At 65.1% G+C, this 21306-nt stretch carries 22 protein-coding genes; 13 read left to right on the forward strand and 9 right to left on the reverse strand.

Annotated features, from left to right (window positions below; translation table 11 throughout):
* Positions 1-175 precede the first annotated feature (175 nt).
* Together NLM33_RS03535 and NLM33_RS03540 are read left to right on the forward strand one after the other, a co-directional pair.
* Positions 176-3493, forward strand: a complete 3318-nt coding sequence (locus tag NLM33_RS03535) for a DEAD/DEAH box helicase (protein WP_254094731.1) — start codon at positions 176-178, stop codon at positions 3491-3493.
* Between the two features lie 356 nt (positions 3494-3849).
* Positions 3850-5070 carry an MFS transporter gene (locus NLM33_RS03540; protein WP_254094733.1) on the forward strand — a complete coding sequence of 407 codons (1221 nt, stop codon included), beginning with the start codon at positions 3850-3852 and terminating at the stop codon, positions 5068-5070.
* A 55-nt stretch (positions 5071-5125) separates the two neighbouring features.
* Here the strand turns inward: NLM33_RS03540 and NLM33_RS03545 are convergent, their stop codons facing one another.
* From NLM33_RS03545 to NLM33_RS03565, 5 genes are all read right to left on the reverse strand, one after another.
* Complete coding sequence (locus tag NLM33_RS03545; protein WP_254094735.1) at positions 5126-6004, reverse strand: helix-turn-helix domain-containing GNAT family N-acetyltransferase; 879 nt, start codon at positions 6002-6004, stop codon at positions 5126-5128.
* Positions 6005-6124: 120 nt separating this feature from the next.
* Complete coding sequence (locus NLM33_RS03550) at positions 6125-6808, reverse strand: VOC family protein (RefSeq protein ID WP_254094737.1); 684 nt, start codon at positions 6806-6808, stop codon at positions 6125-6127.
* Between the two features lie 167 nt (positions 6809-6975).
* Positions 6976-8037 carry a GntG family PLP-dependent aldolase gene (locus tag NLM33_RS03555; protein ID WP_254094739.1) on the reverse strand — a complete coding sequence of 354 codons (1062 nt, stop codon included), beginning with the start codon at positions 8035-8037 and terminating at the stop codon, positions 6976-6978.
* Complete coding sequence (locus NLM33_RS03560) at positions 8038-9288, reverse strand: dicarboxylate/amino acid:cation symporter (protein WP_254094740.1); 1251 nt, start codon at positions 9286-9288, stop codon at positions 8038-8040.
* Positions 9285-9968, reverse strand: coding sequence for a GntR family transcriptional regulator (locus NLM33_RS03565; protein WP_254094741.1), 684 nt, complete (start codon positions 9966-9968; stop codon positions 9285-9287). Before NLM33_RS03565 ends, NLM33_RS03560 begins: the two co-directional genes overlap by 4 nt.
* Positions 9969-10121: 153 nt before the next feature.
* On the opposite strand from NLM33_RS03565, the gene NLM33_RS03570 reads away from it, so the two are divergent.
* The gene (locus NLM33_RS03570; protein WP_254094742.1) at positions 10122-10757 is read left to right on the forward strand and encodes a PadR family transcriptional regulator; all 636 of its coding nucleotides are present in this window, start codon (positions 10122-10124) and stop codon (positions 10755-10757) included.
* Positions 10758-10770: 13 nt separating this feature from the next.
* Positions 10771-11418, forward strand: coding sequence for an O-methyltransferase (locus NLM33_RS03575; protein ID WP_254094743.1), 648 nt, complete (start codon positions 10771-10773; stop codon positions 11416-11418).
* Here the strand turns inward: NLM33_RS03575 and NLM33_RS03580 are convergent.
* Together NLM33_RS03580 and NLM33_RS03585 are read right to left on the reverse strand one after the other, a co-directional pair.
* Complete coding sequence (locus NLM33_RS03580; RefSeq protein WP_254094745.1) at positions 11399-11641, reverse strand: 4-oxalocrotonate tautomerase family protein; 243 nt, start codon at positions 11639-11641, stop codon at positions 11399-11401. The genes NLM33_RS03575 and NLM33_RS03580 overlap by 20 nt on opposite strands.
* Before the next feature lie 35 nt (positions 11642-11676).
* Entirely contained in the window at positions 11677-12417 is a 741-nt protein-coding gene (locus NLM33_RS03585; RefSeq protein ID WP_254094746.1) for an SDR family oxidoreductase, read from the reverse strand.
* A 102-nt stretch (positions 12418-12519) separates the two neighbouring features.
* Between NLM33_RS03585 and NLM33_RS03590 the strand changes: the two genes are divergently transcribed.
* Positions 12520-13413 carry a LysR family transcriptional regulator gene (locus NLM33_RS03590; RefSeq protein WP_254094747.1) on the forward strand — a complete coding sequence of 298 codons (894 nt, stop codon included), beginning with the start codon at positions 12520-12522 and terminating at the stop codon, positions 13411-13413.
* Positions 13414-13553: 140 nt separating this feature from the next.
* Here NLM33_RS03590 and NLM33_RS03595 read toward each other — a convergent pair whose 3' ends face one another.
* The gene (locus NLM33_RS03595; RefSeq protein ID WP_254105637.1) at positions 13554-13907 is read right to left on the reverse strand and encodes an MmcQ/YjbR family DNA-binding protein; all 354 of its coding nucleotides are present in this window, start codon (positions 13905-13907) and stop codon (positions 13554-13556) included.
* A gap of 146 nt (positions 13908-14053) precedes the next feature.
* On the opposite strand from NLM33_RS03595, the gene NLM33_RS03600 reads away from it, so the two are divergent.
* The 4 genes from NLM33_RS03600 (at position 14054) to NLM33_RS03615 (ending at position 18054) form a co-directional block, all read left to right on the forward strand.
* Positions 14054-15217 carry an MFS transporter gene (locus tag NLM33_RS03600; RefSeq protein ID WP_254094748.1) on the forward strand — a complete coding sequence of 388 codons (1164 nt, stop codon included), beginning with the start codon at positions 14054-14056 and terminating at the stop codon, positions 15215-15217.
* 121 nt (positions 15218-15338) lie between these two features.
* Positions 15339-16982: an acetolactate synthase large subunit gene (locus NLM33_RS03605; RefSeq protein WP_254105638.1), complete on the forward strand. Its 1644-nt coding sequence runs from the start codon at positions 15339-15341 to the stop codon at positions 16980-16982.
* A gap of 32 nt (positions 16983-17014) precedes the next feature.
* Positions 17015-17356 carry a Lin0512 family protein gene (locus NLM33_RS03610; protein WP_254094749.1) on the forward strand — a complete coding sequence of 114 codons (342 nt, stop codon included), beginning with the start codon at positions 17015-17017 and terminating at the stop codon, positions 17354-17356.
* Positions 17357-17361: 5 nt separating this feature from the next.
* Positions 17362-18054, forward strand: a complete 693-nt coding sequence (locus tag NLM33_RS03615) for a GNAT family N-acetyltransferase (protein ID WP_254094750.1) — start codon at positions 17362-17364, stop codon at positions 18052-18054.
* Positions 18055-18087: 33 nt separating this feature from the next.
* Here the strand turns inward: NLM33_RS03615 and NLM33_RS03620 are convergent, their stop codons facing one another.
* Positions 18088-18636, reverse strand: coding sequence for a hypothetical protein (locus NLM33_RS03620; RefSeq protein ID WP_254094751.1), 549 nt, complete (start codon positions 18634-18636; stop codon positions 18088-18090).
* 256 nt (positions 18637-18892) lie between these two features.
* On the opposite strand from NLM33_RS03620, the gene NLM33_RS03625 reads away from it, so the two are divergent.
* The 4 genes from NLM33_RS03625 to NLM33_RS03640 all read left to right on the forward strand — a co-directional run bounded on the left by NLM33_RS03625 (position 18893) and on the right by NLM33_RS03640 (position 21266).
* A complete protein-coding gene (locus NLM33_RS03625; protein WP_254094753.1) occupies positions 18893-20077 on the forward strand; it encodes a serine hydrolase in 1185 nt (394 codons plus the stop codon).
* Positions 20078-20187: 110 nt separating this feature from the next.
* On the forward strand, positions 20188-20397 hold the full coding sequence (locus tag NLM33_RS03630; protein WP_254094755.1) for a DUF2892 domain-containing protein: 210 nt from the start codon (positions 20188-20190) through the stop codon (positions 20395-20397).
* Positions 20394-20915 carry an RNA polymerase sigma factor gene (locus NLM33_RS03635; protein ID WP_254094757.1) on the forward strand — a complete coding sequence of 174 codons (522 nt, stop codon included), beginning with the start codon at positions 20394-20396 and terminating at the stop codon, positions 20913-20915. Before NLM33_RS03630 ends, NLM33_RS03635 begins: the two co-directional genes overlap by 4 nt.
* 3 nt (positions 20916-20918) lie before the next feature.
* Positions 20919-21266, forward strand: a complete 348-nt coding sequence (locus NLM33_RS03640; protein ID WP_254094759.1) for a carboxymuconolactone decarboxylase family protein — start codon at positions 20919-20921, stop codon at positions 21264-21266.
* The last annotated feature ends 40 nt before the right edge of the window (positions 21267-21306 follow it).

Here is a 21306-nt window from a genome sequence, read left to right on the forward strand (position 1 = left end):
AAACAGAAATACGGAATGTCGTATTTGCGGGTTCGTGGCCTCGGATCGAGTTTTGGCGAGACTGCTGGCTCCTTGCCATCGAATCATCTTGTTGGCGGCTATGATTTCGCGGCTATGACGAACCGACTGGAGAGGCTATTTTTCACTGCGCCGGTATCATCGTGGGCTTCCGCTCGTGCTCTCGGACATCATCAACCGCAAGGACATCTATGATTATTTCAGCCGTTCGGCGATGGAGAAGGGGCATGCCTATCAGGCCCAAAGACGCGTCGCGGATTTGGAAGTCAGCGACGACCTGAAGCATGTCAGCGCCCGGGTCCGCGGCAGCGGATCCAATGTCTATCGCGTCGACATTGCGTTGCGGTTCGGGGGCGACCGGCTGACCGACCTCGACGGCGATTGCAGTTGTCCCATGGACTACAATTGCAAGCACGTCGCTGCGACCCTTCTCGAGGCGTTGAGCGGCAAGCAACCCGAGGCGCCGTCGTCGTCGCCACTGACGCGAAAGGCCGATACGGGCAAGACTCTCGCGCCGGCACCTCCTCCGGTTCTTCCCTTTGAGGTCCAAACCTGGATCGAGGACGTCGGCCGCACGGTGCGGACACCTGACACTGATGCGGAGGTGAGCCAACGACTGCTGTATTGCCTGCATCCGTCGGGAGAGGCGATGCCCTTTGTGGCCGTGTCCTTGCGTTCGGTTCGGGTGCTCAAGGGAGGAGGCAATGCAGACAATTACGCCAGCCCGAGCCTGTTCGATTTCAAGTCGGAACGGGCGCCGAAATATTACCGTGATGTCGACGTCGATCTTCTGACGCAAGTCACGGGGCGGATTCGCGCCTACTATTCCCAGGGACCGTATCCGGCGGAATTGTTGAAGCGGATCGTCGCAACGGGCCGCGCATTCTGGCTCGATCACAAACGCAAGCCGCTGATTTGGGGAGAGGAGCGCGAGGGCCGGATCGAATGGCAACAGGCCGGCAAGCGTGGCGTCGCGCCTCATCTCGTGGTGCCCGGAGCAGTCGCACTCAATGCCGAGCCGCCGGTCTATGTCGACGAAGGGTCCGGGCTGATCGGCCCCGTGCAGTTGGGCGTGCCGCCGCGGTTTGCCTGCCAGTTTCTATCGGCGCCCGCCATTCCCCGCGCGCAGGTTGAGGAAGTCTCGCGCCGCTTGAGCCAGAAGCTGCCCTCGCTTCATCACGGCCTCCTGCCCGTGCCTCCGCCGGCGGCGGTACGGATCGACGAGGATCCGCGTCCGGTACTGCGACTGAAACGCGGACACGTAAATGCGTATTACTATGCTGGCAGGGAGAAGGAGCGTGGTCCCGTCGGCGTCGCCAGTCTCGGCTTCCGCTACGGTCCGTTCGACATCGACACGACCCAGAGGGCGAGTCGGCTGGAATTGTTCCAGGCCGGGCAGGTCTATGCGATCACGCGGCGCCAGGGCAAGGAAAGGCAGGCGCGCAAGCAGCTCACCGACTTCGGTCTCGGGGACGCGAGGGCGGCATTTCCGACGCTCGATTTCCGTCATGCCATGGACGTCACGCTGCGCGACCAGCTCGACTGGTTCGATTTTATCGCGCTTCACGCGGAAAAGTTGCGGTCCGAAGGTTTCGAGATCCTGATCGACGACGACTTTCCATTTCGGCTCGCGGAGTCGTCGGGCGACTTCGACGCCGAGCTGGAGTCGAGCGGCATCGATTGGTTCGAGCTGGCGCTCGGCATCGAGATCGACGGCGAGCGTCACGATCTCGCGCCGCACGTCGCCGCACTGGTGTCGAGGCCCGATTTCACGCCCGAGCGGTTGAAGCAACTCGCCGACAAGGGCGAGCGGTTCTACCTGCCGCTTGCCGACGGTCGTCATCTCGCGCTGGCCGCCGATCGCTTCCTTCCGCTGGTGCTGGCCCTCCACAGCCTGCACCTGAGCGGCGCCTTCGTCGACGCCAGGAAAAAGATCGGGTTGTCGCGTGCTGATGTCGTTCCGCTGCTCGGGGTTGAGACCGAGAATTTTGCCTTTCGCGGGGCCGACAATCTCCGTCGTCTCGCCGGGCTCCTTCAGGTGCGGGGACTGACCGCGCCGGATCTCCCGCCGACCTTTCGTGCGACGCTTCGGCCTTATCAGTCGCAGGGCGTGGCATGGCTCGACCTGCTCCGCGAAAGCGGGTTGGGCGGTGTCCTGGCCGACGACATGGGGCTGGGCAAGACTGTCCAGATCCTGGCATTGATCGAGCTGGAAAAGCAGCGGGGTCGCCTCACGTGCCCGGTGCTGGTCGTTGCGCCGACGAGCCTGATGACCAACTGGTCCGCCGAGGCGCAAAAGTTTGCGCCGGAATTGAAAGTCCTCGTCCTGCAAGGCGCGGACCGCAAGCAGAAGTTTCCAGCCATCGCCGAGAACGATCTGGTCCTGACCACCTATCCCCTGATCGCAAGGGATCGGGAGGCGCTCCTGGCGCGGGAATGGCACATGGCCGTGCTGGACGAAGCGCAGACGGTCAAGAATCCCGATGCGGCCACCACCCGCGCGCTGCGGGAGATCAGGGCGGGCCACCGCTTCTGTCTCACGGGAACGCCGATGGAAAATCATCTCGGCGAACTCTGGTCGATCATGAGCTTCGCAAATCCGGGCTATCTCGGAGACAAGGCGGCATTCTCACGCCAGTGGCGTGGGCCCATCGAGAAGCGTGGCGACAAGGCCCGCGCAGGAGCGCTGGCGCAGCGCGTCAAGCCATTCCTGCTGCGCCGGACCAAGGCTGAAGTGGCCGCGGATCTGCCCCCCAAGAGCGAGATCCTGGAGGCGATCGTGCTCGAAGGGCCGCAGCGCGACCTCTACGATTCGATCCGGCTGTCGATGTCGCGCAAGGTCCGCGAGGCCATCGAAAAGCGGGGCCTCGCCAAGAGCCACATCGTGGTGCTCGAAGCCCTGCTCAGGATGCGGCAGGTCTGCTGCGATCCGGCGCTGCTCAAGCTGAGTGACAGCGTGGAACGCCCGTCGGCCAAGCTCGACCGCCTGATCGAGATGGTGTCGGAACTGCTGAGCGAGGGACGAAAGATCATCGTTTTCTCCCAATTTACCTCCATGCTCGATCTGATCCGACGACGCTTTGACACCGATAGCCTGCGTTACAGCCTGCTGACCGGCGAGACCAAGGATCGCAAGGCGGCGATCGAGGCGTTCCAGAACGGCTCGTCGGAGATATTCCTCGTCAGCCTGAAGGCGGGCGGCGTCGGCCTCAATCTGACCGCGGCGGACACCGTCATCATCTTCGATCCGTGGTGGAATCCTGCCGTTGAGGAGCAGGCGATCGATCGTGCGCACCGGATCGGACAGGACAAGGCCGTGTTCGTCTACAGGCTCGTTGCCGCCGGTACGATCGAGGAAAAGATGGACGAGCTCAAGGCCAGAAAGCGCGCGCTCGCCGACAGCCTGTTCGACCGCGATGGACAGATCGCTTCGGCGCTTACCGAGGATGATGTGAAGGCCCTGTTCGAGGCGTGACGGAGCGAATGCCCGAGACCGACGGCCAGGCCCACGAAAAAGTGACGGGTCCGCCGGTCCGGCTGCCGGCTCCCGCAACACGCCGGCAGCCCCCGGCTACTTTGCATGGGGTTGTTTTCGGGTTTTTATTGTGGAGCATAAGGCGCTCAAGTCGGACCTATTTCAACCGCGGCCTTGAACGCAGATCCGGCACCGGCGAGTGTTTCGCGTTACACGAAATTCAAAATATCGTATTAATGTTCGCCCGGGCCTCGTGGAACTTCGCGGCAAGAAATTTCGTGTCCCGTCAATTCCGGTGTCGGCCCGCGTCGTTCCCATTCGTCTTTCATCCAGAGAGATTTGACGGGAGACCCAAAATGACCCCTTCCAACTATCGCTGGGTGATCGTCGCCGCCGGCGGCCTGCTTGGCTGTGTCGCGATCGGCGGCATGTTTTCGCTGCCGGTGTTCCTGCAGCCGATCGCCAAGGATACCGGCTGGTCGGTGACGGGCATCTCCAGCGCGATGACGATCGGCTTTCTCGCGATGGCCTTCACCAGCATGGCCTGGGGCACGCTGACCGACCGGTTCGGGCCGCTGCCGGTGGTGCTGACGGGATCGGTCGTGCTGACGCTGAGCCTGACGCTCGCGAGCCACGCGACCTCGCTGATCGCGTTCCAGTTCATCTTCGGGCTCTTGGTCGGTGCGTCCTGTGCTGCGATCTTCGCGCCGATGATGGCGACGGTGACGGGCTGGTTCGACACCCACCGCAGCCTTGCGGTCTCGCTAGTGTCGGCCGGCATGGGCATGGCGCCGATGACGATGGCACCGTTCGCTGCCTGGCTCGTCTCCAGCCATGACTGGCGCACCTCGATGCAGCTCGTGGCGCTGGTGGTCGGCGCCATCATGATCCCGGCCTCGCTGCTGGTGCGCCGCCCGCCGGCGCTGGCAAACCCGCAGGCCGCAACGTCCGAAGCGGGCGCGCCGCAGGCCGAGATGTCGCTGTCGGAGGCGCTGCGCTCGCCGCAATTCCTGATCCTGGTCGCGACCAACTTCTTTTGCTGCGCGACGCATTCCGGGCCGATCATCCACACCGTCAGCTATGCCGTGAGCTGCGGCATCCCGCTGATCTCGGCGGTGACGATCTACAGCGTCGAGGGCTTTGCGGGCATGGGCGGCCGGATCGCCTTCGGTCTCATGGGGGATCGTTTCGGTGCCAAGCGCGTGCTGGTCTTGGGCCTGCTGGCGCAAGCCTTCGGCGCGCTCGCTTACGTCTTCGCGCACCAGCTCGCGACGTTCTATGCGGTCGCCGCCGTGTTCGGCTTCATCTATGCCGGCACCATGCCGCTCTACGCCTCGCTGGCGCGCGACAATTTTCCGCTGCGTATGATGGGGACGGTGATCGGCGGCACGGCGATGGCCGGCAGCCTCGGCATGGCGACGGGGCCGCTCGCCGGCGGCCTGATCTTTGATGCGTTCTCCAGCTACGCCTGGCTCTATATCGGCTCCTGGGCGCTCGGCCTCTGCGCGTTCCTGATGGCGATGACGTTCCGCCCGTTCGCAAAGCCGCAAGCGGAGCCTGCAGCGGCGACGGCGTGAGTAATCAGGCCGTCATTGCGGGGCGATGCGAAGCATCGAACCCGGAATGACGAGGCTAAGGGGCAAGCCGCTTTTCGAAGAACAAATCCGGGTAGGGGTCGTCGTTGAAGCGCGGGATCTCACTCCAGCCGGTGCGGCGGTAGAGCTGGCCCGCTTCCGGCAGCGCGCTGTTGGTGTCGAGCCGCAGCACGGTGATGCCGAGCTCGCGCGCAGCGCTCTCGGCCGCGTCCATCAGGCGCCGGCCAAGCCCCAGACCGCGCGCGGACGGAGAGACCCACAGCCGCTTGATCTCCGCATAGCCGTGGTCGGTTCCCTTCAGTCCGACGCACCCGATCGGCAAGCTATCCGACATCGCCACGATGAAGCTGCCGCGCGGGCGCACCATGTCCTTGGCGTCGGGGTCGCGCGACAGCTTGACGTCGAAGCCCTGTTTGAAGCGGCGTCCGAGCTCGGCATAATACTCGCCGAGGCAATAGCGCGCCTCGTCGCCGCGCGGGTTCATCTCAGTCAGTGTGGTGCGGCTCTGCCCGAGCGCAGAACCGATCATGTCCATCGCCGCCAGCAGCGCGTCGGCTTGCGAATGGCGGGCGAGCAGGGCCTCGGCCTGCGAATTGGACAGCGCCTCATAGGCATTGAACTCGCGCCGGCCCGCGCGCGTCAGCCGGGCGACGCGACGACGCGCGTCGTCCTCATGCAGGCTTGTCTCGACCATCCCTTCCTCCTCGAGACTGCGGAGCAGGCGGCTCATCAGGCCGGAATCGAGGCCCAGATAGTCACGGATCTCGGCGACGTCCTCGCGCCCATGCCCGATCGCGTTGAGCACACGCGCGGCGCCCAGGGGCCGGCCGCGGCCGAGGAAGGAGGTATCGAGCGCACCGACGGCGGAGGTGACGGCGCGGTTGAAGCGGCGGACGCGGGAAATGGGGTCGAGCATATATCTGACTTTAGTCAGATAATCTCGGCGGTCAATGCCCAGATCTACTTCACCGGCGTCAGCAGCGGCTTGTCCTTCTCGACCACGTAGGACGACGACTAAGCCCTACGCCGGTTCCGGTCAGTTCGGCAGCGGCTGGCCTGCCTGCTCCTTCACGATGTAGTCAGCGTACCAATCCGGCCAGTTCTCATCGTGCTTGCCGCCGGTCCGCTTCTCATGCTCGCCATGGGCTGTGGCCGCGCGCCGCAGCGCGCTTGCGAGCTCGGTTGTCGAATTGAACGTCGTGTCGGCCTCGACACGGCCAGGCAGGCGCGTCGTGATCTCCTGGAGCAGCCAGCCATTGCCATCGGGATCGCGGAACGAGGCGAAGGAGCGATAGCTGCCGCGCGCAGGGTCCGGGCCGCTGACGCGTCGCGAGCCGGAGATGTAGGGCTCGTCCGCACCGCTATGCGTATCGCCGCTGCCGTGAAAGACCTCGCCCACCTCGATGCCGCGGGCAACAAGCGTGTCGCGGGCGGCCTCGATGTCGGAGACGATCAGGTACAGGCCCTGCGCGGAGCCGGGCTTGGCCGGCGTGACGTTCCTGCCGAAGATGACCGAGGCATTCGATCCCGGCGGGGTGAACTGGATCACGCGCCAGTCGTTGCCGGAGGCGAAGTCGGCATCGAGCCGCCAGCCGAGCTTTGCGTAAAATGCCTTGGCGCGATCGACGTCGGATACCGGCACGACGACGATCTCGAGCTTGAAATCGACGCTGCGCAATTTCGGAGTGCCGGCAGCCTTGCTGTTTTCCGCGGTGGCCATGGGTTCCTCCCTTGATGTCCGTGCGCCGCGAATGTTGCGCGCCAAATGTGTCAGCTTGCATGTCGGCGCAGCCCGAACGCCACGTGCGAACGAACGCGAGGTCGGGTTCCATGGCGCTGCCTGTGTCAAAGCCGGATGCTACGGCGCCGGCGATGACCGTTGCGCGATCAATCCGTTGCTGGGTCCACGGGGCGAGGTCGCCCGCCGACCGCCGCGAACGCCCGGATCGTGCGCCTCACTGCGGCGTCGTCGATGTGGCGGTGGGTGACGAGGCGGAGCTGCCTCGGCCCGCTTGCCTGCACGAGAATGCCGTGTGGCTTCACACCGTCGGCCCAGGCGGCTGCATCGTGCGGGCTCGCAGAGAGGTCGATGCGCAGGATGTTGGTCTCTACGTGGTGGGGCTCGGCGAGCGCCGGATCAAGCCAGGTGAGGGCAGCGGCCAGCCGTCTTGCAGCGGCATGGTCCTCGCGCAGGCGCTCGACCATGGTCTCCAGCGCGACGAGGCCAGCAGCGGCGACGATACCGGCCTGGCGCAGGTTGCCGCCGACCAGTTTTCGCAAGCCGCGCGCCCGCGCAATGAACTCTGCGCGCCCGCACAACAGGCTGCCGACCGGCGCGCTCAGCCCTTTGGAGAGACAAAACATGACGCTGTCGGCATGCGCAGCGATATGCGCCGGCGGCACGCCGAGCGCGATGGAGGCGTTGAAGAGACGTGCGCCGTCCAGATGGACGGGAACTCCGCTCGTCTGTCCGAGCGCATGGATCCGTTCCATATGCGACAAAGGCAGCACGGCACCGCCGGCGCCGTTATGCGTCGTCTCCATCGCGATCAGGCCGGGCCGGGCTGACGCTTGAATCGCCTCTGTGAGCGCCGCCTCCTTCATCGCGCCGCGGTGGCCCGGCATCGGATTCGGCACGAGCCCCGCGATCGTCACGACGCTGCCGAGCTCGGAATTGAGCAGATGTGCGCTGCTGTCAGCGAAGACATCCATGCCGCGCTCGGCATGGGCGAGCATCGCCAGCAGATTGCCCATCGTGCCGCTGGGAACGAAGAGGGCGGACTCTTTGCCCGTCAGAGTGCCACCGCGGTCTTCCAGCGCGCGGACGGTCGGATCACCGTCGCGGCTGTCGTCGCCGAGCGGCGCGCGCTGCATGCGCTCCAGCATCGCTTCTGTCGGAAACGTGACGGTGTCGCTGCGCAGATCGACAATCGGCTGGTCTGCGTTCATTCAGGCGTCCTGCACTTGCAGTCCGGCTGCCGTGGGCTCTGTCTCATCCGCCAGCACGTCCCCGGCGAACCGCTCGACCAGCTTCACCGCAACTGTGTTGCCGAACACGTTGATCGCGGTGCGGCCCATGTCGAGGAAGGCGTCGACCCCGGCGATGATCGCGAGCGCCTCGATCGGCAGCCCGATCGCCGACAGCACCATGGCGATCGCCACCAGCCCGCCCGAGGGCACGTTGGCGCTGCCCTTGCTCGCGATCGTCGTGACCATGACGATCGTGAACAGCGTCGACCAGGTCAGCGTCACGCCATAGGCTTCGGCGAGGAAAGTTACGGCGAGCGCGAAATACATGATGGCGCCGTCGCGGTTGAAGGCATAGCCGAGCGGCAGCACCACCGAGACGATGCGCTCGGAGGCGCCCATCGCCAGCAGCTTTTCCATGTGCAGCGGCAGTGTCACCTCGGAGGAGCGGGTTGAGAAGGCCAGGATCATCGGCTCCATCACCGCTTTGGTCACGGCAATCGGCCTCTCGCCGATCGCAAGCAGCATCAGCCAGAAGATCGCGACCATGATGGCAAGGCCGAGATACATGACGCCGACCAGCTTTGCGAGCGCGACCACGGTGGCAAGGCCCTGTGTGGCGAACAGCCATGCCATGACGGCGAAGATGGCGATCGGCGCGAGCGATGTGATCCATTTGGTGATCTTGAACATCGCCGCGATGACGGCTTCCAGCACGGCGATCATGGGCTCGCCGACCTTGCCCACCGAGGCGAGCGCGAGGCCGAACAGGATGGCGAAGACGAGCGTCGGCAAAATCTTCTGCTCGGCCATCGCCGCGACGATGTTGGATGGGATCATGTCCATGAAGAACTTGATCCAGTCGACCGAGACCGCGAGGTTTTGGGGCACTTTGCCGGTCGCAGCCAGCGGTGCGCCGGCGCCGGGATGGAAGATGGCGTTGAGGAGCAGGCCGATGATGATCGAGATCACGGTGGCGAGATAGAAATAGCCGAGGCTGATCGCAGCTATGCGCCCGAGAACCTTCAGCTCACGCCCCATCCGGCAGATGCCGAGCGTCACGGAGGCGAACACGATGGGGATGACGATCATCTTCACCGCTTCGACGAAGGCGGTGCCGATCGGGCGCAGGCTCGCGCCGAAGTCCGGCCAGAGCAGTCCGACGCAGAGGCCGAGGGCGAGCCCGCTCAGCATCTGGAACACGAGTGGCAATCTGAACAACAGCCGGATCATACGCGATGGTCTCCTTGTCCGGGATATTGCGTGCGGATGGCGCCTAACGCCGTCAGCCGCGCCTCGAAGGCGGACGACAGATGTCGCCACATGCGCTGCTGCGCGGCGTCGGGATCGTTCGCCGCGACCGCGGCGTAGATATCGAGGTGCTCGTTGATGGCCTGACGCGTGCGTTCGACGCTGTATTGCCGCATCTTCTGGAGCGCGAGGCCGCTCTGCGCGCGCAGATTGTCATAGGCCTGCGCCAGCCGGCCGTTGGCGGTGGCGCGAAACAGCTCGTCGTGGAAGGCCCAGCCAATCTGCTGCGCCTCCTCGACATCGAGTACCGCACCCGCCGGGATCCTGCGTAGTTCTTCCGCGCAGCTTCTGAGCGCCTCTGTCGGGCCACGCGTCGCGGCGAGATAGGCCGCCATGCCTTCGAGCGCGAGGCGCAACTCGTGGATCTCGCGGAGATCATCGAACGACATCTGGCGCACGAAGGTGCCGCGCATCGGATGGATGGTGAGGAGGCCGTCTTGGGCGAGGGCCTTGAGCGCCTCGCGGATCGGTGTGCGTCCAAGCCCGAGCCGGGTCGACAGGCTGCGTTCGGACAGCGGCTCATCGGGAGCAAACTCGCCGGAGATCACGAGGTCGCGGAGTTGGGCATAGGCGCGGTCGCGCCCCAGGGACGTGGCGAGCATAACTGACATACCAGCGGTATGGCAGCAGAGTGTCAAGCCTTGACGCTGCATTTGCCGGTGAAGCGGCCCCGCGAGATCAATCACGGCCTTGTGGTTTGCGTTTCCAATCTCAAAACATATCTTACGATATATCTCTCATAGGAGACGTAAGATATGTTTCGAGACAAGCACCACGATCGACACGACAGAGACGACCGGGAATTCCGCTTCGCATTCGCCATGGGGCGGCACGGCGGGCGGCATCGATTTGGGCGTGGCGGTCATGGCTTCTTCGGACGCGGCGGTGGCGCCGACTTTCCGGGCGCGCGGCGGCTTTCGTCGCAGGACCTCCAGCTCGTCATCCTCGCGTTGCTCGCCGACCAACCGGCGCACGGCTATGAGCTGATCAAGACCATCGAGGAGCGCTCGGATGGCTTTTACAGCCCGAGCCCCGGCGTGATCTATCCGGCGCTGACCTATCTCGAAGAGGTCGGGCACGCCAGCGTCGAGCAGGACGCCGGCCGCAAGCGCTACAGCATCACTACGCAGGGCCAGGCCCATCTCGCCGAGCATCGCGCTACCGCGGATGCGATCCTTCAGGCGCTGTCGCGGATCGGACGTCGCATGGACGAAGTGCGCGAGGCCTTTGCGGGCGTCAGCGATCTCAATGGCGATGCCTCCGACGAGCTGCATCGCGCCCGCCATGGCCTCAAGCGCGCGCTGCGCGCCAAGCACGGCTGCGATGCCGATGAGGCGCGGCGCATCGCGAAAATTCTCGACCGCGCGGCGGCCGAGATTCTGCAGAGCTGAAGGGAATACGATCATGTCGCAAGATCAACCGCACAGCCCGATTCAGGATGAGCGTATCAATGCCGTGATCGAACGCATGCAGGCCGCGCGTCGCCGTCCAACGGGCGGCGGTCCGCGCGGCGGATTCAGCAGCCGCGATCCGCATGCCTATGCCGAGCAGGGCTTTTCGATTCATCCCGAGCAGGGCGAGCTGATCTACCTGTTGTGCCGCGGCATGCGCGCGACGCGCGTTGCCGAGTTCGCGACTTCGGTCGGCATGTCGACGCTCTATTTCGCGGCGGCGATGCGCGACAATGGCGGCGGCACCGTGATCGGCTCGGAGATCGTGCCGGCCAAGGTCGTTGCCGCCCGGCGCAATCTCGACGAGGCGGGCCTTGCCGCCTACGCCGAGATTCGCGAAGGCGATGCGCGGCAGACGCTGCGCGATCTCGGCGGCCCCGTCGACTTCATCCTGATCGACGGCTGGCCGGGCGAGGAGGGTCCTTCGCTCGCGCGCCGGGTGATCGAGATCGTCGCGCCGCAGCTTCGCATCGGCGGCTACGTCATGAACGACAATGCCGAGCCCGATTTCCTGGAGTTCATGCGTGATCCCAAAAGCGGCTTCGTGTCGATGACGCTGCCGCTCAAGGGCGGGACCGAGCTCAGCCTGAAGGTGGCGTAACCACTGCGCCGCCATCGCTCGCGCGATGGGCCTCCGGGATCACGAACACCTCGTCGGCGTGGCCGTAGCCGCCGTCGGGTACCTCCTCGATCAGCACCATCGTGTGCGGTCGCGCCGCCTCGCCGAAATAGTCGACGAACAGCGCGGTGAGGCGGTGCACGATCTCCGCCTTCTGCGTCTGTGACAGCGCGGCCTGCGGGATCTTGATGTTGGCGAAGGGCATGATGGGTATCTCCTTGCGGCGCGTCGTGCCGGGCGTCAGATCACGCCGCCGTTGGCGCGGATGATCTGGCCGTTGACCCAGCCGCTGTCGGCGCCGGCGAGGAAGGCGACGAGGCCGGCGATATCGTCGGGCTGGCGGAGCCGGCCGAATGGATTCATGCCGACGATGGCGCGCACCTGCTGCTCGGTCTTGCCCTCGAGGAACATCCGCGTCTCGACCGGCCCCGGTGCCACCGCATTGACGGTGATGTGCCGGCTGCCGAGTTCCTTGGCGAGGATGTGCGTCATGGCTTCGACCGCGGCCTTGGTTGCGGCGTAGACGCTGTAGCCGGGCTGGTAGAGGCCGACGACGCTGGAGGAGAAATTGACGATGCGGCCGCCGTCGCGCAGCCGTCGCGCCGCTTCGCGCAAGCAGCGGAAGACACTCTCCAAATTGATCGAGATCTGCCGCGCGAACGCGGCGTCGGTCATCTCGGCGAGCGGTGCGAGCTCCATGATGCCGGCATTGTTGACGATGATGTCGACCCCGCCGAAGGCGCGCTGGGCCGCCTCGAACAGGCGCGCCGGCGTCGCGGGATCGGCCAGATCGGCCTGCACGGCGATGGCGTGGCCGCCGGCAGCTACGATGGACGCGGCAAGCTCGTCCGCGGCGGCGCGGCCGCTCGCATAGTTGATCGCAATGGCGATGCCGTCCCGCGCAAGCCGGCGGGCGATCGCGGCGCCGATGCCGCGGGAGCCGCCGGTCACGATGGCAACGCGCTGAGTGTGATTGGTCATGGTCCGCTCCTGTCTTTCCCTGGACAGGAGATATCTGATCGCCATGGCCGGATAATTGCCAGCTACTTGTCATCACTTGTCGGATATGGTGAACAATCCAGCATGGACCGCTTCGACGCCATGCGCCTGTTCGTTCGCCTCGTCGAAAGGCGCAGCTTCACTGCTGCGGCCGCCGACCTCGGCATTCCCCGTTCGACCGCGAGCGAGGTGTTGCGCGGCACCGAGGCGCGTCTTGGTGCGCGTCTGCTCGAACGCACGACGCGGCATGTCACCCCGACGCTCGACGGCGCGGATTTTTATCGGCGCTGCGTCGCCATTCTCGCAGAGGTCGAAGAGGCCGAGACGGCGATGCGCGACGCGCGGCCGCGGGGCCTGTTGCGCATCGATGCGCATCCGCTGCTCACCCGCACCTTCATCCTGCCGCATCTGCCGGCATTCCTGGCGCACTATCCGCTGCTCGAATTGCAGATCGGGCAGGGCGACCGTCTGGTCGATCTCGTGCGCGAGGGCGTCGATTGCGTGATCCGCTCGGGTGAGCCCGACGACAGCGGGATGATCCAGCGACGCCTCGGCACCATCGCCGAGATCACGGTGGCAAGCCCGGCCTATCTTGCCGCCCACGGCGTGCCGGCGACGCCCGACGCGCTCGACGGGCACCAGATGGTGGCCTTCGTCTCGTCGCGCACCGGTGACGTGCTGCCGCTGGAATTTTCCGTCGCGGGCACGCTTCGGCACATCGTGCTGCCGAGCCGGATCCGGGTGAACAATTCCGACACCATGGCCGATCTCGCCCGGCTCGGCTTCGGCCTCATGCAGGCGCCGCGCTATCGCTTCGCTGAGGATCTCGCCAGCGGCGCGCTCGTCGAGGTGCTGGCCGGCTTCCCGCCGTCGCCGACCCCGCTCTTCGCGCTCTATCCGCAGAACCGCCAGCTCACGCTGCGGCTGCGCGTCTTTCTCGACTGGATCGCCGGCATTTTTGCGCAGGCGAGGCTGTGACCGGGGGCGGGAGATCTGCATGCGGCATCCCGGACGATCCAGGCCAAATTGCTACTTTGCATGGGTTGTTTTCGATGAAAACGAAATCGGCTTGTGCCGTCGGGCAAATCACCTTTACGACTTTGGGCCAGTCGCGATCGTCACGACAGCCGCAACTCCTTCCGCGCCTTGCGCGTCAGCTTCGCAACGATGAGCGCATGGGCCTGGTCGAGATAGGCGGCGAGCTCGGGGTCGGGCAGGGCGTCGTTGGCGACGAGCTGCACCCATTTGGCCCGCGCCAGATACGGAGCAGGCCGAGCAAGCCCCTGCTCGATGAGCATCGCGTAAGCCAGGTTCGACGTCTTGAACATGAAGCCGCCGGACTGCTCGACGAAGCCACGCGCGAGCGCGAACATCTTGCCGCCGACCTTGAACACCGAGGTGCCTTCCCACTGCACCACTTTGGTTGCGGCGGGTAGTCGCAGGCAATGGGCTTCGAAGCGTTTGGGAGTCATGTCGGGCAAAAGGCGAAGAGGTGCGGCAAGATCATTGGCCGAGTGCGCGAGGCCCGACAAGCCGAAACTTCCATGCGTCTTCACAGTTTTGCCCGAGGCACACATTACCTGCGGCTGTTCGAATCCTCAGCCCCCGCGGAGTTCCCATGCACACGCTGTCAGCCGACCGGCCGGCCACCCGGCTCGCGACACGCCTGTCCTTCCTCGTCGCGGGCTTCGGCATCGCCTGCTGGGCGCCGCTGGTGCCGTTTGCCAAGGAGCGGCTCGTGGTCGACGACGGCATCCTCGGCCTGCTCCTGCTCTGCCTCGGCATTGGCTCGGTTGCCGCGATGCTGCTGACCGGCGCCTTGAGCGCGCGCTACGGCAGCAAGCCGATCGTTCTCGCCGGCGGCTTTGGCCTCGCAGTGATCCTGCCGTGGCTTGTCGTCGCGAGCACGCCGGCCGCGCTGGGCCTCGCCCTGTTCGTGTTCGGTGCGGCGCTCGGCTCGATCGACGTCGCCATGAATATTCACGCGGTTGAGGTGGAGCGGGCCGCAACGCGTCCGCTGATGTCGGGCTTCCACGCGTTGTTCAGCATCGGCGGATTTGCCGGGTCGAGCTTGATGACACTGCTGCTGTCGGTTCATCTCGGGCCGCTCGCGAGCACGCTGATCGCGTCGGTCCTGATGCTGGTCGCGATGATCGCGGCCTGGCCGCTCCTGCTGCGTAGCGCGCAGGTGCAGAATGGGCCGTTGTTCGTTTTGCCTCACGGAATCGTGCTGCTGCTCGCGCTGCTCGCCGCCGTTACTTTCCTGGTCGAAGGCGCCATGCTCGATTGGGGCGCGCTGCTCATCGTGGGCGCCGGCCTGGTGCCGGACACGCAAGGTGGCCTCGGCTACATGCTGTTCTCGATTGCGATGACCGCAGGACGGCTCGCCGGCGATGCCGTGGTGGCGCGGGTCGGCGATCGCGCCACGTTGGTCGTCGGCAGCATGCTGGCGATTACAGGCTTCGTCGTGCTGCTGATTGCACCGATCGCCGCCATTGCGATGGCCGGGTTCGTGCTCATCGGCCTCGGCGCCTCGAACCTGGTGCCGGTGCTGTTTCGCCGGGCGGGCTCGCAACAAGCGATGCCCGCGGGCCTAGCCGTGGCCGCAATCACCACCGCGGGTTACGCCGGCGTTCTGGTCGGGCCTGCCGGTGTCGGCTTCGTGGCACGGATCGCGAGCCTTCCGACGGCGTTCGCCATGCTCGGTGCGCTCCTTTGCCTCGTCACATTATCCGCGGGCATTGTGACGTCAGGCGACCGCTTCGGCGGACGCGGTACGTAAGGCGGGGCGCCGCATTTGTGAGTTGAGTTGTCATCACGGGCGGCTACCATGCCGTCCAAACGTTCCGGCGAAATGCCGGGAGGCATCGTTGAGGGGAGGCGACATGAGCGGCCAGGCACGGATGGTGAAGGGGTCGGATCTGTTTGTCGCTGCTCTCGAGAATGAGGGCGTCGACCGAATCTTCGGCGTTCCCGGCGAGGAAAATCTCGACCTGGTCGAGTCCTTGCGCAACTCCAAGATCGAATTGATCCTGACCCGCCACGAGCAGGCCGCTGCCTTTATGGCCGCTACCCATGGACGGTTGACGGGCAAGCCCGGCGTTTGTCTCTCCACGCTCGGCCCGGGTGCGCTCAACCTGTCGACGGGAGCGGCCTATGCACATCTTGGCGCGATGCCGATGATCATGATCACCGGCCAGAAGGCGATCATGAGCAGCCGGCAGGCGCGCTTCCAGATCGTCGATGTCGTTGCGAGCATGAAGCCGCTCACAAAACTGGCGCGGCAGATCGTCAGCGCGTCAAGCATTCCGACCGTGGTCCGCGACGCCTTCCGCGTTGCGATGGAGGAGAGGCCGGGGCCGGTGCATCTCGAACTGCCTGAGGACGTCGCGGGCGAAGAGGTGGCGTCCGTGCCGGTGGTCCCGGTGCATCCGATCGAGATTCCCGTCGCCCATCGCGCCGCGCTCGATCGTGCCGCCGAGATGATTTTGGCGGCGAAACGGCCGCTGGTCATGATGGGCGCGGCGACCAGTCGGCCGCGGTCGACCCACGGCATCGCGAATTTCGTGCGGCGGACGCAGATCCCGTTCTTCACCACGCAAATGGGCAAGGGCACCGTTCCCGGCGGCACCAATCTCTATATGGGCACCGCGGCGTTGTCCGAGCGTGACTATGTCCACGAGGCCATCGACGCCGCCGACCTGATCATCGCGATCGGCCACGACGCGATCGAGAAGCCGCCCTTCATCATGGGGCCGTCGGGCCCGAAGGTGATCCACGTCAGCTACACGCCGGCGAGCGTCGAGCAGGTCTATTTCCCCGATGCGGAGGTCGTCGGCGACGTCGGTCCGAGCCTCGAATTGCTGGCCGACCGCCTCGAAGGCCGGCTGCCGGATGCCGGCGCGCTGCTGCCTTTGCGCGAGCAGATTCTCAGCCATATCGCCGATCGCGCGACTGAATCGCGCTGGCCGCCGACGCCGCAACGGATCGTGCACGACATCCGGCAGGTGATGCCGGAGAACGGCATCGTCGCGCTCGACAACGGCATGTACAAGATCTGGTTCGCACGCAACTACCGCACCAGGGTCGCCAACACGCTGCTGCTCGACAATGCGCTGGCGACGATGGGCGCCGGCCTGCCGTCGGCGATGATGGCCGCGATGTTGTATCCCGAGCGCCGTGTGCTCGCGGTCGCGGGCGATGGCGGCTTCATGATGAACAGCCAGGAGATGGAGACCGCTGTCCGGCTCAAGCTCAATCTCGTCGTGCTCATCCTTCAGGACAACGCCTACGGCATGATCCGGTGGAAGCAGGCGGTCGATCACTTTGCTGACTTTGGTCTTACTTTCGGCAATCCCGACTTCGTCCTGTACGCGAAATCCTACGGCGCCGAGGGCCATCGCATCGAGACGATCGACAGTTTCGTGCCGACGCTCGATGGCGCCTTCAGGAAGGGTGGCGTGCACCTGATCTCGATCCCGATCGACTATTCGGAGAATGTGCGGGTGCTGGTCGATGAGCTCAGGGCCCGCGACAAGCAGACGTAGTTTCAAACATGGACTGAAAGCGAGGAATCGGAATGACGCGCGTGCGCTGTATCACCGAGATGGGTATGGGCGTCGACGTCCATGGCAAGGACGCGACCAAGGCGGCCAGGCGCGCGGTGTCGGATGCGATCAGGCATTCGAGCCTCGGATTCTTCCGCATGCTCGGCAAGACCGCCAACGACATGTTCGTCGACGTCACCATCTCGGTGCCGAATCCGGAAGCCGTCGACAAGGAGGCGGTGGCCAAGGAGCTGCCTTACGGCACTGTGACCGTCAATGCAGTGAAGGGCGGCCTCGAAATTCCGGCCGAGCAGGGCGGCGACGCCATCATCATCGCCAATGCGGCCGTGATCGTGAGTCTCGATAAGGAATAGAGCCCGTGTCCGATTCCGATTTGGCGCTGCTGGACCGGCCGATCTGGAGCGCACTGACAACACGACAGCGGGATCTGGCGCAAGGCGGTGCGCGGGCGCTGCGCTATCCGTCGGCGATCGGGCCCTTCGCCGACGTGGTCGATCTGTCGCCAGCGAGCTATGCGGAGCTCGGCGAGTTGATGTTGCCGTCCGAATATGTCGCGCTTTTCACGCATGAGGCGGTGGCCGCGCCGGCGGGCCTCAAGGTGCTGCTGGCCGAGACGGGCGAGCAGATGATCGGCACGCCCTTCGAGAGCCCGCTTCACGGTGCCGAGATCGTCACGCTCGGGGTCGATGACGTTCCGGCGATGGTGGCGTTGACCGCGTTGACCAAGCCCGGTCCGTTCAGCAAACGCACGCACGAGCTCGGAACGTTTCTCGGTATTCGCGTCGGTGGCGAACTGGTCGCGATGGCCGGCGAACGGATGAAGCCCGGCAATTATACGGAGATGACGGCGATCTGCGTGCATCCCGATCACCGCGGACGCGGCTATGCGCAGGTGCTGCTTGGAGCGATCGCGCGCCATATCGTGGCGCGGGGCGACACTCCCTTCCTGCACGTGTTTTCCAACAACGCGTCGGCGATCGCGCTCTACCAGCGGCAGGGGATGAGCATCCGCCGCCGCCTGCATGTTACCGTGCTTCAGAAGGAGGAATGAGGCCCGGTGGCGCTTGCGACCCGGCTCCTTGGCTCAGGTCTTGTAGTCAACGAGCAGCGAGCTCGACGCAGAGGAGGACGATGCGTTGCCGCTGGAGCTGTAGGAGGTCGACTGGCTGGTCGCATTCTGAAGCAGTGCGATCAGCTCCTTCATGAGGTCAGCGGTGCTGGTGGAGGACGAGCTGGACGAGGAGCTGTCGGTGCTGCTCGTGCTCGACGTCGAGCTCGAACTGTCGCTGCTGCCGTCCGGAGGCGGAGGCGGAGCGCCGGCTCCGTTGGAGAACGTGTTGGCGAACACATTTTTCAGCTCATCCGCCTGGTCGCTGGTCAGCTTGCCGCTCGACACCTCGTTCTGGATGAGATCGTCAATTTTCGACTGCATCTCGTCGGGCGAAGGCGGTGTCGAGGAGCTCGAGCTGGAGCTGCTGCTCTTCATCGCGGAATCGATGTCGTCGAGCGCGGACGAGAGTGCAGACTCGTCGCTCGAGCTGATCGTGCCCGCGGAGACTTCCTTGGTGAGCTCGCTCTTGAGCATGTCGAGCGGAGAATAACTACTGGTCGAGGTCGCAGAGATTGAGGTCATTGCCGGTCACCCGTGGTTGAATTGAGATACGCCTAACATGGGTGTGAGGCTAAAGGTCGCGCCCTTAACGGGGGCTTGCCCAGGTGTTGCCAGGATGGTTGCGGGGCTTTTCGTTGTGTTGCTCGCAGCCGGATGAACACGCGGCGAAACAAAAATGTCGGCGCTCGCGTGCGCAGGCGCCGGTTCGAAGGAAGGGCTTTCCTGCCTGGGATTCGGCGTTATATCCATTTCAACCAGCTCAGGGAGGCAGCAGCAGATGGACGCCAGGACACGTGATTTTTCCGCCGCACGGACGGCGATGCAGCGCTACGTCGATCAGGAGATCGTCGCCGGCGTATCCTGGGCGGTGCTGCGCGGGCGCGATGTGGTCGATCAGCAATGTGTAGGGCTGGCCGATCGCGAGGCGAACGTCGCGCTCAAGCCAGATCATATCTTCCGAGCCTTCTCCAACACCAAGATCATCGTCACCTGCGCGATCATGCTGCTGGTGGAGGAAGGTCGCATCGGCCTTGATGACCCCGTCGAAAAGTTCCTGCCGCAGCTCGGCAATCGCAAGGTGCTGAAGCAGGGGGCAACGAGCCTGGCCGATGCCGAGCCGACGCGCAGCCCGATTACGATCCGCCAGTTGCTGACGCATACCTCGGGCCTGAGCTACGGGATATTCGATCCCGGCACGGTGCTGTTCAAGGGCTACAACGAGGCGCGCGTCCTCAATCCGCTGACGCCGCTGAGCGACATGATCGACGGGCTCGCCGAGCTGCCGCTGTCCTATCATCCCGGCACGGGATGGGAATATTCGGTTGCCACCGACGTGCTCGGCCGCGTCGTGGAGGTCGTTTCCGGCAAGCCGCTCGATGTCTTCCTCAAGGCGCGCATCTTCGATCCCCTCGGAATGGTCGATACCGGCTTCCACGTGCCCGAAGCGGAGCTGGGCAGGCTGGTGGCCTATTATCGCGGCGCGGACGTGCTCGATCCGATGAAGCCGGGCCTGTGGCGCAATGACGATCAACCCTATCCGCAAGCCTGGCGCAGGCCGTTTCCGCGCCTGTCCGGCGGCGGCGGGCTGGTCTCGACCCTACCGGACATGCTCGCTTTCGTGCGAAGCCTGCTGCCGGGCGGCGATATGCTGCTGAAGCCGGAGACGCTGCGGCAGATGATGACGAACCAGCTTCCGGACGGAATGACCATCCGCTTCGCCACGCTCGGTCCGATCCCCGGCAAGGGCTTCGGGCTCGGCGGCGCCGTCACTTTCGCGCCGACGCCTTTCGATCCCCAAAATTCGACTGGCGAATTCCAGTGGGGCGGTATCGCCGGCACGCATTGGTGGATATGCCCGGCGGCCAATACGGCCGGCGTGCTGATGGCGCAGCGCGCGATGGGCTTCTGGAATCCGTTCTTCTTCGAATTCAAGCGGTTGGCGTTCCAGGCTATTGGCGCCTGACCGGCGGAGAGGCGGAGAAAAAAACTGCCGGCCGCGCGAATCCTTTTCGCTCCTCACGTCCTCTTCACTGTATCGAGGCATCCCGCCTCGACATCGTGTCGGAGGATTTGATGGCGTTTTACAGGAAGAACATCGGCGGTCTGCATCAGGCGATGCGGGTCGCGCTCGGGGGAGCGGTTGCGATCGCTGCATTCGTATATCTGTCGGGTGCGGTGGCGTGGCTGGTCGCCGTCAGCGGCGTCGGCTTTGCGCTCACCGGGCTCGTCGGCTATTGCCCGATGTGCGCGATGGCCGGCATCGGACGCGGAGGCGCCTCGTGAGCGCGGCCGCGATCTCGCCAAAACTGTTCGAGGCGGCGCGGCTCGGCGATCAGCACGCGATCGTCCGGTTGCTCGAGACGGCGCAGCCGGACATCCGCCGCTACGCGCGCGCGACCTGTCGCAGCTCGGCGGATGCCGAGGATGCGGCGCAAGAAGCGTTGTGGATCCTGTTCCGGCATGTCGGCACGATCCGCACGCTGCTGTCATTGTCAGCCTGGCTGTTCGCCGTGGTCCGTCGCGAATGTCTGCGCCTTGCGCGCAGGGCCGGGCTTGTCGTACCGGCCGAAGAGGACGAGGCTGAGGCGGCGCTGTTGTCACGGCCGGAGGCTGACCTGCGGCTGGACGTCGCGGCCGCGCTCGAGGCGCTGCCCCCGCATTACCGCGATGTCGCGCTGATGCGCGACATCCGGGAAATGACCATCGAGGAGATCGCTGCAGCACTCGGTGCCTCCCGGCCGACGGTGAAGGCACGGTTGCATCGCGCCCGCGCCCTGATGCGCGAATATCTGACGAGATGAGACATGACGGATTACCAAACCCCTGACGATCTGAAATCGATTCCGGCCTTCGTGGCACTGGCGCGGGTCGAGGCCAACGCCTTCCTGGCGTTCAACCATGCGGTCGAGCGCACGGACGGATTGATCCCGCCGAAATATCGCGAACTTATCTCGCTCGCCGTCGCGCTCACCACGCAGTGCGCCTATTGCCTCGACGTGCATACGACGGCTGCCGCGAAGGCCGGTGCAACGCGCGAGGAGGTGGCGGAAGCCGCACTCATCGCGGCAGCGGTGCGGGCCGGCGGTACGCTTGGGCACGCGCTGCTCGCGCAGCGTCTGTTCGAGCGCAATCGAAGCGAGAGAGCATCATAGATAGTGCGAGCGGGAGGAATTGCCTCCCGCCCGTCATTTG

The organism is Bradyrhizobium sp. CCGUVB1N3 (assembly GCF_024199925.1).
In the GTDB taxonomy this organism is placed as follows: domain Bacteria; phylum Pseudomonadota; class Alphaproteobacteria; order Rhizobiales; family Xanthobacteraceae; genus Bradyrhizobium.